The organism is Ruegeria hyattellae, assembly GCF_041537925.1.
In the GTDB taxonomy this organism is placed as follows: domain Bacteria; phylum Pseudomonadota; class Alphaproteobacteria; order Rhodobacterales; family Rhodobacteraceae; genus Ruegeria_C.
Map to the genome: position 1 here is coordinate 702,772 of NZ_JBGOSH010000002.1, position 13,234 is coordinate 716,005.

11 protein-coding genes are annotated in these 13,234 nt (G+C 56.8%); 5 read left to right on the forward strand and 6 right to left on the reverse strand.

Annotated elements, in window-relative coordinates; genetic code table 11:
• The first annotated feature begins 7 nt into the window (after nt 1–7).
• From AB1E33_RS07150 to AB1E33_RS07170, 5 genes are read left to right on the forward strand one after another with little or no spacing between them, the layout of a single operon-like run.
• Entirely contained in the window at nt 8–1,492 is a 1,485-nt protein-coding gene (locus AB1E33_RS07150) for a sugar ABC transporter ATP-binding protein (RefSeq protein ID WP_372576561.1), read from the forward strand.
• Nucleotides 1,489–2,430 (forward strand): ABC transporter permease, encoded by a 942-nt coding sequence (locus tag AB1E33_RS07155; RefSeq protein WP_372576562.1) that lies wholly within the window; start codon nt 1,489–1,491, stop codon nt 2,428–2,430. Before AB1E33_RS07150 ends, AB1E33_RS07155 begins: the two co-directional genes overlap by 4 nt.
• Nucleotides 2,427–3,434 (forward strand): ABC transporter permease, encoded by a 1,008-nt coding sequence (locus AB1E33_RS07160; protein WP_372576563.1) that lies wholly within the window; start codon nt 2,427–2,429, stop codon nt 3,432–3,434. Before AB1E33_RS07155 ends, AB1E33_RS07160 begins: the two co-directional genes overlap by 4 nt.
• Before the next feature lie 12 nt (nt 3,435–3,446).
• Nucleotides 3,447–4,523 carry a Gfo/Idh/MocA family protein gene (locus tag AB1E33_RS07165; protein ID WP_372576564.1) on the forward strand — a complete coding sequence of 359 codons (1,077 nt, stop codon included), beginning with the start codon at nt 3,447–3,449 and terminating at the stop codon, nt 4,521–4,523.
• Nucleotides 4,520–5,638 carry a Gfo/Idh/MocA family protein gene (locus AB1E33_RS07170; protein WP_372576565.1) on the forward strand — a complete coding sequence of 373 codons (1,119 nt, stop codon included), beginning with the start codon at nt 4,520–4,522 and terminating at the stop codon, nt 5,636–5,638. The genes AB1E33_RS07165 and AB1E33_RS07170 overlap by 4 nt, the downstream gene beginning before the upstream one ends.
• A 343-nt stretch (nt 5,639–5,981) precedes the next feature.
• Here the strand turns inward: AB1E33_RS07170 and AB1E33_RS07175 are convergent, their stop codons facing one another.
• The 6 genes from AB1E33_RS07175 to AB1E33_RS07200 form a co-directional block, all read right to left on the reverse strand.
• The gene (locus tag AB1E33_RS07175) at nt 5,982–7,028 is read right to left on the reverse strand and encodes a D-cysteine desulfhydrase family protein (RefSeq protein ID WP_372576566.1); all 1,047 of its coding nucleotides are present in this window, start codon (nt 7,026–7,028) and stop codon (nt 5,982–5,984) included.
• A gap of 16 nt (nt 7,029–7,044) precedes the next feature.
• A complete protein-coding gene (locus tag AB1E33_RS07180; protein ID WP_372576567.1) occupies nt 7,045–7,767 on the reverse strand; it encodes a hypothetical protein in 723 nt (240 codons plus the stop codon).
• Between the two features lie 131 nt (nt 7,768–7,898).
• Nucleotides 7,899–8,639 (reverse strand): aspartate/glutamate racemase family protein, encoded by a 741-nt coding sequence (locus tag AB1E33_RS07185; RefSeq protein ID WP_372576568.1) that lies wholly within the window; start codon nt 8,637–8,639, stop codon nt 7,899–7,901.
• 48 nt (nt 8,640–8,687) lie between these two features.
• Nucleotides 8,688–9,926 (reverse strand): NAD(P)/FAD-dependent oxidoreductase, encoded by a 1,239-nt coding sequence (locus AB1E33_RS07190; protein WP_372576569.1) that lies wholly within the window; start codon nt 9,924–9,926, stop codon nt 8,688–8,690.
• 4 nt (nt 9,927–9,930) lie between these two features.
• Nucleotides 9,931–12,144 carry a TRAP transporter permease gene (locus AB1E33_RS07195; RefSeq protein WP_372576570.1) on the reverse strand — a complete coding sequence of 738 codons (2,214 nt, stop codon included), beginning with the start codon at nt 12,142–12,144 and terminating at the stop codon, nt 9,931–9,933.
• An 81-nt stretch (nt 12,145–12,225) separates the two neighbouring features.
• Nucleotides 12,226–13,233 (reverse strand): TAXI family TRAP transporter solute-binding subunit, encoded by a 1,008-nt coding sequence (locus AB1E33_RS07200; protein WP_372576571.1) that lies wholly within the window; start codon nt 13,231–13,233, stop codon nt 12,226–12,228.
• Between the last annotated feature and the right edge of the window lies 1 nt (nt 13,234).

Below are 13,234 nucleotides of genomic sequence, written 5' to 3' on the forward strand. Positions count from 1 at the left end.
GAAATTCATGAGTGACACCGCTCTTCTGGACACATCTGGCGTCGCGAAAAGCTTTGGCGCGGTACGTGCGCTGACGAACGCGCATCTGCGCGTTGAAAAAGGTGAAATCGTCGCCTTGATGGGTGCAAACGGTGCTGGCAAGTCAACCTTTGTAAAGATCATCACAGGCGCCTTGAAACCAGACACCGGCCAGGTCCTGATCCGGGGAAAGCAAGCCCGTGTCGGTAACCCGGCCGAGGCGCGGCGTTCGGGTCTTGTCCCGGTCTATCAAGAACCCTCGCTTATTCCCGATCTTAACGTGGCGGACAATCTTCGGCTTGGCGACACACCTGTTAAGCCGTTCCGTCACTGGGTCGAACAGCTTGGTATGGAAGGCCTTAGCCTTTCGACGATGATCGAAGACCTGCCGCTCGCGACGTTACGCATTGTCGATCTGGCGCGCGCACTGGCCGCCGAACCCGATGTTCTACTGCTTGACGAAATGACCGCCGCTCTGCCCACAGATCTTGTCGAAAGGGTGCTAGCGGTTGTCCGGGCCAAGGCCGACGAGGGTATGGGGGTGATTTATGTCTCGCATCGGTTCACCGAAATCTCTGAACTATGCGACCGCGCCTCGGTGCTACGGGACGGATATACAGTGGGCGACCTTCAGATAGAAACTGGCGTCGAAGACCGGGTGGTCGAATTGATGCTGGGTCAGAAACTAGATCTTGCTCAGCGCGACATAGCACGGCAGCACAGCGCGACGGGCGCAATGCCAAGGGTACGCGTCAAATCACTGGCCTCGGCACCGAAGGTTCTGGATGTGTCATTCGATCTGTTCGCAGGCGAGGTGCTTGGGGTTGTGGCGTTGGAAGGTCAGGGCCAGGACGAATTGTTTGACGTACTCGCCGGTTTTGCCAAGCCAAGTGCAGGTATGATCGAAGTTGACGGCCAGCCCGTCGTTTTCTCACATCCGGCAGAGGCTATCGCCGCAGGATTGACATTTGTCCCCGGCAACCGGGCGAACGCGCTTTTGGCGCAACGTTCCGTGCGAGAGAACATCGCACTTCCGTTCTCTGCCAGACCTAGCGCTTGGGGGCCTCTGAACCTGCGCCGCGAGAGCGAACGCGTCGGGCATGCAATCAAAAGGCTGCAGATAGATACCCGCGCACAAGGCGAGGTTCAGCGGCTGTCCGGGGGCAACCAACAAAAGGTGACGATCGGGCGGTGGCTAGCCACCGGTGTCGAAACACTTCTGCTTTTTGATCCGACACGCGGCATCGACGTCCGGACCAAGCGTCAGATCTATCCCCTGGTACGCGAACTGGCCGAACAGGGGGCTGCGGTGCTGCTTTATACCTCTGAGCTTGAGGAGATTCCGTTGGCTTGTGACCGTGCTGTCGTCATCTTCAACGGTCGAGTTGTCGACGTGATCGACGCAGCTGATGCCGACGAACAGACATTGATGCGCGCCGCCTACGGTCTGACACTGTTGGATGCATCAACGTGATTGTGGTTCTTCGGAAAAATGCCTGGGTCATGGGTCTTGTCGCATTGCTGATCTGCCTTTTGGGTATAACCAAACTGATCCAGCCATCCTTCGGTGCCTCGGGCCTTGAAAGCGTTGCGCGGGCGGCATTGCCGTTTGCCTTTGCGACGGCTGGCATGGCGGTTGTGGTAATCGTGGGGGGGATCGACTTGTCGGTTGCCTCGATGATGGCCGTCTGTGCGGTGACGGCTGCGGTGTTGATGGAACGGATGGCAGGTGTGCCTGCGTTGCTTATCGTTCTGGGCGTGGGCCTCGCCATGGGACTGATAAATGGCGCGCTGATCGTTGTGTCCCGCGTGCCTGACATCGTCGTCACTCTGGCGATGCTCTTTGTCTGGGAAGGCACGGCGCTTTTGATCCTTGAATCGCCTGGCGGGACGGCGGCGGGTTGGTTGCAGCAGATCATCCGCGGCGGAGCCGTGGTTGAAGCCGTGCCCAAAGCGCTTCTGGTCATTGCCCTTTGTGCCGCGGTGATCTGGTTTCCGATCCGACGCTCGAAACTGGGGTTGTCCATCTATGCCACGGGGTCCGACGAACGAGCCGCCTTCCGCTCTGGTGTGAACATCGGGCGTACCAAGATCGTGGCATACGGCATTTGCGGGTTGTTCTGTGCCCTCGGTGGCCTCAGCCTCGCCGCGCTGACCGGGATCGGCGAGCCTGTGCCCGGACCTTATCTGATGGCCTCGGTGGCGGCGGTGGTACTGGGCGGAGTAGTGCTTGGTGGCGGCAAAGGCGGGTTGCTTGGTCCGATCATCGCAGTGTTTATTCTCAGGATCATCCGCACGATCCTGACGCTCATGGCGGTCGACCCCAACGTGACGACCATCATCGAGGGCACCATCATGGTCGGCGTCGTGATGCTGGGAACGGCGGCGACATTGAAGGGAAGACGCGCATGAGCGAGACTGTCATCGATCCACCGCTTGTCCGCGCCGGTCGCTTTCTGCGCGACAATCCGATGATCCCTCTATTGGTCTTTCTGTTCCTCCTGATCGCGGCCCTCGAATTCATGCGGCCCGGGATTGTCCTGCCCTTCCGCTCGGGGCGCGACGGGTGGATTTCGACCTTTTGGGTCGGCAACCTTATCAAGTTCGCCATTCCCCTGGCCATGCTTGCCGCCTGTCAGGTGCTGACCATGCTGACAGCGGGAATCGACTTGTCGGTTGGCGTCGTGGCGACAGTGGCCGCCTTTGTCTGCGCCACCCTAAGCGCAACATGGGGTGTGGCACCAGCCGTGCTGATCGCTCTTGCTTCCGGCCTGCTGGTCGGGCTCGTGAATGGCATCGGTGTCGGCATAATCCGGGTTCATCCGCTTATCATGACGCTTGGCACCGGACTGATCGCCACCGGATGCCTGCAGGTCTATCAGCGCCTGTTCATCAACGCTGGAACCGAGATACCTGCGATCCTGGTCTGGCTTGGTACCGGACGCACTCTTGGCATGCCGAACGGGCTGTTCCTGTTCGTCCCTTTCGCCATCTTCGTCCTTTGGTTGATGCGCTACAGTGGGTTTGGCCGCCTGTTGTTTGCGCTCGGCTCAAACGAACAGGCGGCAATGCTCTCGGGCGTCCGCGCCTGGCAGGTCTATCTGACGCTTTACGCCCTGGCCGGTTTCATCGCGGCCCTTACCGGGCTGCTCTACCTCGGCATGATCCGCCAGACTTCACTCAGCCTAGCCAACCCGCTTTTGCTGCCTTCGGTCGCCGCGGCGGTCATTGGTGGGACATCGATCTTTGGCGGTAGCGGCAGTTTCGCGGGCGCCATCATCGGCGCGCTGATCCTGCGGGTGCTAGACACGATGCTGACGCTATTGCAGATGCCCGAAGGCGCGCGCACGGCGCTCTTCGGTCTTATCATCCTCGCCGTGACGGCGCTTTATGTCCGAATCACCGGGGTCCGTTAGAAAGGAATTCCCATGGCCAAGTTTCGAATCGTCGGAATTAGTTTCGATCACATGCACATGGGTGATCTATTGCGCATGGTGCACGAGCATCCCGATGCCGAAATTGCCGGGCTTTATGACCCGGACGGGTCAAAATTGGAGAATGCCGCGGCAAAGTTTGGGGTTCCCGCAGAGCGCCTGTTTACCGATTTTGACAGCTGCTTGGCCGCTGGTCCCTACGAAATGGCAATTCTCTGTTCGGCAACGGCGGAGCACGCCGCAATGACTGAACGACTGGCCGCTCACGACTTGCATGTCTTTGTCGAAAAACCGTTCGCCGCCTCTGTCGGTGATGCCCAACGCATGATGGCGGCGATGGAGGGGACAGGAAAGCAGCTGGTCATCAATTGGCCACTGCGATGGGTTGAAAGCCATCTGACGGCAAAGCGCCTGATCGACGAAGGCATGATCGGAGACTTGATCGAAGTCCATTTCTACGATGGCAATCGGGGACCGCTTTACCACCTTTCCGACAAGGTCGAAGTCAGCCTGGAAGAAGTTGAACGAAAAAAACCGACATCCTGGTGGTACAAAAAATCCTCCGGCGGCGGCGCGTTGCTCGACTACCTCGGATACGGTGCAACACTGGGGACATGGTACATGGGCGGCGAAGCTCCGCTTGAGGTCACATGCACCGTCGATCAAACTCCCGACATAGAAGTTGACCAGCACGCCATCGCGGTTTGCCGCTATGCCCGCGGCCTGTCGAAGATGGAAACCCGCTGGGGAACTTTCACGGACCCCTGGACTATTCAGCCGCAACCAACATGCGGGTTCACATTTGTCGGCACCGAAGGAACGATTGCCTCGCCCGACTATGCCAGCGAAGTCACTGTTCAAACCCGCGCGCAGCCTGACGTTCACACCATTCGTGTTGACCCGCTGCCCGAAGGGGAAAGCAACGCGATTGAGTACGCCCTGAGCTGCATAGCCAATGGCAAGCCCGTCGAGGGCCCGCTTGATCCTGCGCTTTGCCTGACGGCGCAGCGGATCGTGGATACCGCCGTGCAGTCAGCCGCCGAAAAGCGTACTCTGGATCTGGTCCCATGACAGAAGATGCAGCAGACACGGACATCTATGCCCTGAAATCCGAAACGCTTGCCGAAGTTACCGCACCCGGCGTTTCGTACCGACCGCCCATGCCAAAAACCTATCGCCCGAGGATCGGAGTGATCGGCACCGGCGGCATTTCTGCCAGCCACCTGGACGCGTACCGCACAGCAGGCTGGGACGTGGCCGCGATGTGGAACCGAACCCGTTCGAAGGCCGAAGCCAAGGCTGCAGAGTTCTGTCCTGACGCGCGGATCGAAGACGACTGGTACGCCATTCTCGACAGTGGCGACATCGACGTAGTGGACATCACACTGCACCCTGAACACCGCGCACCTATCATTGAAGCGGCTTTGAAGGCGAAAAAGCACGTTCTCAGCCAGAAACCCTTCGTGACAGACCTGGATATTGGCGATCATCTTGTCGCCCTGGCCGATGACCAAGGCGTCAAACTGGCGATCAACCAGAACGGTCGCTGGGCGCCGCACATGGCCTGGATGCGCGAAGCAGTGCGGGCCGGGCACATCGGGGATGTGCTGTCGGTGCATGCCTCGCTTCACTGGAACCACGGATGGACCGCCGGAACGCCCTTTGACCAAATCGACGACCTTATCTTGTGGGATTTCGGCGTGCATTGGTTCGACTTCCTTGCGTCTATGGTCGGTGCTCGCGCGGAAAGCGTTTTTGCTACGGCCTCGCCAACGCGAGGCCAATCCAACATGACGCCCCTTCTGGCTCAGGCGATTGTCCGGCTGAATGAGGGTCAGGCAAGTCTGGTTTTTGATGGCGGTGCCCCGTTTGGCCCGCGCGATACAACCTACATAGCGGGATCAAAAGGCAGCCTTCAGTCGGACGGGCCGGACCTTGGGAAGCAGATAGTCACTCTGAAAACAGGCGAAAGCGTTGCCTATCCAAACCTCACGGGTGAGTGGTTTAATGACGGTTTTCGCGGTGCCATGGGCGAGCTTCTTTGCGCCATCGAAGAAAACCGCGATCCGACTAACTCCGCCAGCGAGAACCTGTTGTCCCTAGAAATGGCGTTTGCCGCGGTTCAATCTCGAATGTCGTGCCGAGAAGTAGAGATCGGGAGCGTTAGGAAATTGCCGACAAGATGAGTGGTTTTTTGGGGTTCCGTTGTGAAGATTCCAGCAGCTTGAAAGGATACATCTAACCTTGGGAGTTAGGCAGCCAGTTCTGCGAAGTGTCGAAATGGACAGGGTCCTGGCGCGAATTGGCCTTTGCGGATCATATGCGAAACCTCGATGTTTGATCCCAAGGTTTGATGCTGTGATCCTTTCTCAGGGATGGAAGGAAGCGACATGGAACAAGGTCCCCAGAGCGGACTTACCTGCTCCTTATACTTACAGCCACGAGGTCCGCAGTTGGCTCTTTGCGGGCATCTTTGGGACAGGCACAGAAGGGCTGACAGGACCCAACAATGTAAGTAGCCCGAAGAAATCAATCGATATCTGTTATTGGGGAAGAAAAGCGGAAGTTCTCTGCAAGCTCGCTTTCATAGCCGAACAAAGCAGGCAATCCACCGGTATGGACCATGACTATTTTTTGGCCTGATGTGATTTGCTCTTCGGAAATGAGATCCAGCAATCCAGCGAAAGTTTTTGCTGAGTAAACAGGATCAAGAAAAATACCTTCGGATTGCGCCATCCTTTTCAGGGCAGATTGTGTTTTTGTTCCAAGTTTACCGTACCCTGGAGCCAGTGCCCCATCCCAGACATCAATCTTCGCTAATAAACAAGCGGCATCAATGCCTAGCAGGTTTGCAAGCTTCTGCAAAACAATGCTGATACGATCCCGCTGCTTTTCACCGTTTCGACGTACGCATACTCCGTACACTCGAGCAGGTACCCCTGAGAGAACTATTCCAGTCAACAATCCGCCATGTGTCGCGCCGCTGCCGGATGGGACGACTACTGCGTCGAAGTCCTGCATCTGCTCACATAACTCCTGCCCCGCAGCGACATAACCAAGCGCACCAAGCGGAGGATGGTTAAGCCCTAGATGAATGACATAGGGTTTACGCCCCTGCGCCTTCAGTTCTTCCGCGCGCGCATGCAGCGCGGCGTCCGCGCCTGCCTCGTCCTCACCAACAGGATAGCTCATATGCTCGGCGCCAAGAATTTTGGACAGCAACACATTCCCGGATTTGTAATAGTCCGGCCCCATGTTTGGCACGCGTTCTTCCAACTGCAATACAGACTTCATACCTAGCCGCGCCGCCGCGGCCGCTGCAGATCGAACATAGTTAGACTGAACCGCACCTGTTATCAGGATTGTATCAGCCCCCTGTGCCAGCGCATCGCCAAAGTAAAACTCGAGCTGCCGTGTCTTGTTGCCACCAAATCCAAGCCCCGTCAGGTCATCGCGTTTCAGCCAGAGATCGATCTTCAGTTCCTCCGACAACCGGTCGAGACGCTCCAGCGGCGTTGTACCGAACATGAGTTGCGCCCTTGGAAATCCAGCGAGAAGATCATTTTTCTGCGTCATCGTCTACCTATCGGAATTACGTCATCACGTAAGCGCGTTGAAAGAGAACATAACAAGCCACAAGGGAAATTACCCGGATTGCGGTTTTGATTAGAGATTGTGGCAGGTAAGGACGGGCGGCCCGACCACACAGACTGCCGATCGTTGTGACACCCACAAAGGACCATAGCTGTGAACTTAATGTGATTGATTGCCAGTCAGACAGGCTGTGCAATAGAAACGCGACACCGTAGGCAACAAGTGCAATTGGCTGGACCAACCTTGCAACAGACCGAGCGGAGCGGCCTTTGGCAATCAATCCAAACACCATAAGGGGGCCAGGGGTCGCGGCCCAGATAGTAGCCAATCCAGATAGCCCCGAGACTACGGCAAAGACAGGAGTGCCGATAGCAGTGTGAGCCGGAACCAGTGTTGTCAACACTCCGATCAGCAACAGGCACCCGGTCAATGCGAGTACGAAGGGTTCACTCAGCAACGGATAGATTGCCAACCCAACAACCAAACCAATCAGACATCCGGAGATTGCCGTATTTATCGTTCTGCGCTCGTCGGTGAGAATACGCCAATCCGTTGCCACAACTGAAACGATGGTGTTCAAAAGTAAGAGGACTGGAACTGCGGTCGAGGTGCCCAATAAGATCATCATAGGCGGACCTGCAACGATGCTGAAACCTATACCGATGCCAACCTGAAGGATGGCGCCCAGGCAAATGGCAAGCATTAAGATGAATAATTCCACAGGCACCTCAGACCTCGATCGGCGCTTTTGCACCCGCCCGGGTTTAAAGAACGTGGCGGACCGGACTTTGGTTTAACCTGTTTTGAATACTCCCGAAACCACCCAGTGGCTGGCGTGGTTCCGATTGGCCATCAACCCCAGGGCATGATGCCTGGGTAAGGTGCGCGCACCCCTACGCTATGCGCCATTTGAGCCAGCGTTGTGAGGTCGAAAACGGGCAGGTTCAACTCTTGCTGTATCCCCGCGGCATAGGGCGGCAAATCGGTGCATTCTAAAACCAGCGAACGAATTTCGGGCGCTTCGCGTTTCAGATTGCGGGCGGCATCCAGAACCTCTGTTTCGATCAGGTCCGTGTCCATTCTTGTCCGTATGTTCCGCAGGATCACTTCGGCAAATTCCCGTGTCTCTTCCAAACCTTTCACGGCCACCGGAATTCCCTCTGCGCCGACACCTTCAAAATGTCGCGGGGTCAGTGCCGATGCGTCGGCCGTCAAAATCCCGACAGGGGCGCTGGCGCCGGTCATGTGAAATGCCAAGGGTACCTGAATTAGGCTGGATGCGAATACGGGCACTGAAACGGCTGCGGCCAGTTCCTTTTGAAACAAAGCCAAAAAACCGCAACTACCGGTAATTGCCCGCACGCCTTCTGCCTCCAGCCGTTGCGCGCCTTTGATAAACGGCGCCAATAAGTCAGGCGTCGGGTTGTTCAGAAGAGTTGGAACCGTAACGCCATCGATCATCTCATAGAGTACCGGAAACGGCAGGCTCGAGGGGTTTTTGATGTGACCGGGAGGTTTTGGAAAATAGCTTTCCAGGCAAAGTACACCAATCGAAGCTCCACAGATATTCTGTCCACCATTGTAAACCGGCATTTTGGGTGCGTCCTTCCGATGAGATTGGGCCGAATTGGCTGATGTCGCTCAGAACCGGGTCAGGGAAAATGGTGCGAGATCGATGTTATTGCGGCGCCCGGACACAAGATCAGCCACAAGTTCTCCCGTTTTCGGCGCCATCATTAGCCCGTAATGGGAATGTCCGAAGGCGCCATAAAGTCCTGAATCCCCAGAGAGCTGCCCGATCGCAGGAAGGCTGTCCGGGAAAGAGGGACGCCGTCCCATCCAGAATCGCGCTTGGCTGGTGTCGAGATCTGGCACCAGGCGTTTGGCCTGATCCGTAAGGATCGCTTGTTTCCGCGGATCGACAGGGGCGTCGATGCTCGCAAATTCGGCGGTACCCGCGACGCGCAAACCCTCCTGCATCGAACTTGCCACAACCTTGGCATCCACATCCATGATGGAATTGTTAAGGCGGGTGGATGGATTGGGGAATTCAACGTGATATCCGCGCTCAGCCACCAGCGGTACAGACAAACCAAGTGGTTTCAGAAGGTCCGCAGACCAAACGCCGGCGGCGAGCACGACATGTTTCGCGTGGAGTGTTTCGTTTGACGTGGCAAGATCCCAGCCCCCGCTTTCCGCCCGGGTCAGCTCCGTGATTTCGGTCCTCAAAATATCGGCACCCTGACTGCGGGCTTTGTTCGCCAACACCGCTCCTACGCGTCCAGGCGACGTAATACGTGCCTGTCCCTTTATCAGAACTGCCGCTTTGAAGTCGCGCGTCAGTGCTGGCTCAAGGCGGCTTAGCTCGTCACCGTCAATTCGCTCCAGTAGACCGCCTTTTTCTTTGCGGATCAGATAGTCCAGTCCATTCAGATTGGCCTGCTCCGGATGGCGGAAGGCGTGCACATAATAACTGTCCGTGATCAGATCTTCTTGGCCTGTTCCCTGCAGATGTCGACGGTACAATTCGATTGACGGTCGGCACAGCAACTCCATTGCGTCCGCGACCTCGCGAACGGTCTTTTCGCCGGAATTTCCGAGAAACCGCAGACCCCATGGAACCATTTTCGGCCAGAATGAGAACCGAACCGACAGTGCGCTTTTCGGGTCCAGCAGCATTTGAGGAAGTTTTTTCCAAATGCCCGGCACGGCTTGCGGAATGAACGACCAGGGCGACACCACCCCGGCATTTCCAAACGAGGTTTCCTGGCCGGGTTCCCCCCGATCTAATAATCGGACCGATATGCCTCGTTCCTGCAGCGACAAGGCGCAGCAGATGCCAACGATACCGGCGCCGATGATGGTGACCTGATCTGTCATCTTGTCAGGCCGTCGAGTGACTGCGATTGCGGGCGATCAACTGGGTGACGATCACCGGCGATGCGACAACCAACGCAATCAGATCCGCGGTCAGCGAGGGCGCTACAAAAACCACCCCGGCGATGGCCATCAAAATCCGGGAGGCCACGTTCAGCGGTGTCAGCCAGTACCCGACCACTGCTGCCGACAACGCGATGACCCCTGCGATACAGCTGGTTGCGGTGTATGTGAACTCCCACAGGTTAAAGCCGGTGGAGGAGACAAACAACAGAACAGGGGCGTATACAAAAGCCATGGGCGCGATGACTTTACCCAAACCAAGCGTGAAGGCAGACAAACCGGTTTTGAATGGGTTTGAGTTGGCAATGGCCGCCGCCGCATAGGCTGAGGTGCAAACCGGTGGCGTAATCTCGGACACGACTCCGTAGTAGAGTACGAACAGATGGCTTGCGATCGGTGGTACGCCCAATTGCGCCAATGCGGGCTGCGCGACCGAGACCAGCATGATATACAGCGCGGTTGTTGGAATACCGGCACCCATCAGGATGCAGACGATAGCAATGAAGACCAGCGAAATGAACAGTTGCAGGTCTTCCATTGCAAACAGCTGGAAGCTGCCAAACGAGATCATGTTGTACAGGTCCGAAGCAAGGTTGCCCGCCCCTTGCGTCACCATGAAGCCGATGCGGAAGCCGATGCCAGTGGTGTTGATCACGCCTACCACGATGCCGACGGCTGCTGCAGCCGCGCCAACTGCCAGCGAGTATTTAACGCCCAGCTCGACCGCTTGTAGCATCTCGGGGACCTCGATCCGTTTCTGCGGGTTCAGCGTGGCGATCACCGACAATCCGCACAGAATCGCCGTCATGGTCAGGTCGAACCCGCCGTCTGAGAATTTCCACAGCACAAAAACCAGAAACGCCGCTGCGTAGATCAGTGTCGGGGGTTGTCTCAGACGCGACATGCCCGCGATAACCGCCAGTGAAATGCCACAGAATGCTGACATAAAGGGTGTGTAACCGGTGAACAGGACTACCAGCAGGCCAATCAGGGGTACGATATTGGCCCAGCCTTCGGTCCAGACAGCCTTGAGTTGCGGCAGTTGTTCCTTGGTCAGACCCTTGAGGTTCAGTTTGCGCGCCATAAGGTGCACCACGGCGAAGACGCCGACATAGTGCAGGAGAGCAGGGAAGATCGCGGCGATCACGATCGTGGTGTAAGGCACTTCGAGGAACTCGGCCATGATGAAGGCGGCGGCCCCCATGATCGGCGGTGTGATCTGGCCGCCGGCAGAAGACGCGGCCTCAACCCCGCCGGCGAAGTGACCGGGATAGCCAAGGCGCTTCATGTTCGGAATGGTCAGAGCACCTGTCGAGACGGTGTTTGCAACAGAGGAGCCCGAAATGGTGCCGAAGAACGCGGACGAGACGACTGATACTTTGGCCGGGCCGCCCGTATAGCGCCCGGCAAGGATCGTCGCATTGTCGATGAAAAGTTGCCCCAGGCCCGTGCGCTGAGCGATCACACCGAAAAGTACGAAGTGGAACACGATGGTCGAAACGACCCATAGCGTGACGCCATAGATGCCTTCCTGTGGAAAATACATCGACGAAACGAAGGTTTTGAAATTTACTCCGGGGTGTTGCAACAAGCCGGGGAAATATGGGCCCAACAAGGCGTAGGAGATAAAGACGCAGATGATCAGCGGCAGCACCCAACCCAGCGTGCGTCGCGCGATATCGAGCACCAGCAATATGATTACAACACCCAGGAAAACGTCATAACCGTTTGGATTCCCCATTCGGAACGTCTGTTCTTCGATCCCCAGAAACGGAATCCCCCGCCAAGCAACGCCGACATAAAGCGCTGCAACAATACCAAATGCCATGAAAATCAAATCATAAAGCGGGATGTTTCCGATGCGGAATCGGCTGACTTTCAAAGCGTACAAGTTTTTTGAACCGACAATCGGGATCGTCGCGTAGACTAGTATGAATAGGCCACTCAGGTAAAAGCCCATATGCCAGTGATCGGCAGGCAAGCCAAAACCAGCCGTGAAAAATTCATAAAACGCAAAGATCAGGGCGACAGAGCGCAGCACCTTACCCGCGGTTGGTGTCACTTGTCGGACTGCGGCGCCTTCATCGAATTGTTCTTCGATAGCGGCCAGCTCTTCGGCTGTCAGTTCATGGTCATCAAGTTTCTGAGTCTCGGACATGACGGCCCCCTGAATACACATGTTTGGAGAGTACGGTGCCCCTGCAGGGGCACCGAGTGTCTAGTTCAGCTTAAGATCTGATTACTGAAGAAGACCGGCTTCTTTGTAGAACTTTTCAGCGCCCGGATGCAGCGGAACGCCCAGGGCCTCGACACCGTCCAGCGCTGTGTCAGGTGTGATTTGTTTGCCCTTGGCATGGCCATTGTCCAACAGCTTGCGGGTGTTATCGTTCCACATGGCTTTGGTCAGCTGATAGACAAGATCATCCGACAGATCCGAGGAAACAACCAGCATGGCACTGACCGCCGGGGTCTTGGTCTCACTATCGAGACCTTCATAAACACCGCCGGGAATTGCCGAGGGGATATAAGCCGGGATGATCTCGTTGATCTTCGCCAGATCCTCGTCCGAGAAGGAATGCAGGTTCATCCCTTTGGTTGATGAAAGTTGAACCATCGCAGCGACTGGCCAGCCTGCGGCATAGAAATAGGCGTCCAACTGACCATCTGCCAAACGCTCTGCGCTCTGACTGTTGTTCAGCTCGGCTTCGTCCATGTTGTCACGGTTGACACCCCAGGCGTCCAGCATCTGCAATACGGCTACCTGCGTACCAGAACCCGCTTGGGCGATACCAACTCGCTTACCTTCTAGGTCGCTGAGATCATTGATCGTCGAACCGGCAGGCAGCACAAGGTGCAGGTCTTCGGGAAACAGATTTGCGACGACCCGCAGCTTGGGATGCGGTTTGCCGTCAAATTTTCCTTCGCCCAGATACATCGACCGGGTAACGTCCGCCGCGGCAAGACCCGCCTCAAGCTCACCGTTTTGTACGGCTGCGTTGTTGAAGACCGATGCGGTAGTAGATTGCGCAATCGCGATCAGACCAGGTACACCGCATTGTCCGCCTTCCTCGCACGGGCGTGACCCCGGAGGGGCCGAAATTCCGTTGGCGATGGTTCCACCGATCGGGAAATAGGTTCCACCAGCGCCTCCCGTCCCGATGCGAAAGAAAGTTGGATCCTGCGCCAAAGCAGGCACCGCAAGGGCGCCAGCTAATGCAAGACTCGTTAGGCTTTTCATGAACATCATT

Excerpts from the sequence above, each read along its gene's own strand:
- AB1E33_RS07150 (WP_372576561.1), top strand. The coding sequence starts at position 8 with ATGAGTGACACCGCTCTTCTGGACACATCTGGCGTCGCGAAAAGCTTT.
- AB1E33_RS07160 (WP_372576563.1), top strand. The coding sequence starts at position 2,427 with ATGAGCGAGACTGTCATCGATCCACCGCTTGTCCGCGCCGGTCGCTTT.
- AB1E33_RS07165 (WP_372576564.1), top strand. The coding sequence starts at position 3,447 with ATGGCCAAGTTTCGAATCGTCGGAATTAGTTTCGATCACATGCACATG.
- AB1E33_RS07170 (WP_372576565.1), top strand. The coding sequence starts at position 4,520 with ATGACAGAAGATGCAGCAGACACGGACATCTATGCCCTGAAATCCGAA.
- AB1E33_RS07175 (WP_372576566.1), bottom strand. The coding sequence starts at position 7,028 with ATGACGCAGAAAAATGATCTTCTCGCTGGATTTCCAAGGGCGCAACTC.
- AB1E33_RS07185 (WP_372576568.1), bottom strand. The coding sequence starts at position 8,639 with ATGCCGGTTTACAATGGTGGACAGAATATCTGTGGAGCTTCGATTGGT.
- AB1E33_RS07190 (WP_372576569.1), bottom strand. The coding sequence starts at position 9,926 with ATGACAGATCAGGTCACCATCATCGGCGCCGGTATCGTTGGCATCTGC.
- AB1E33_RS07195 (WP_372576570.1), bottom strand. The coding sequence starts at position 12,144 with ATGTCCGAGACTCAGAAACTTGATGACCATGAACTGACAGCCGAAGAG.
- AB1E33_RS07200 (WP_372576571.1), bottom strand. The coding sequence starts at position 13,233 with ATGATGTTCATGAAAAGCCTAACGAGTCTTGCATTAGCTGGCGCCCTT.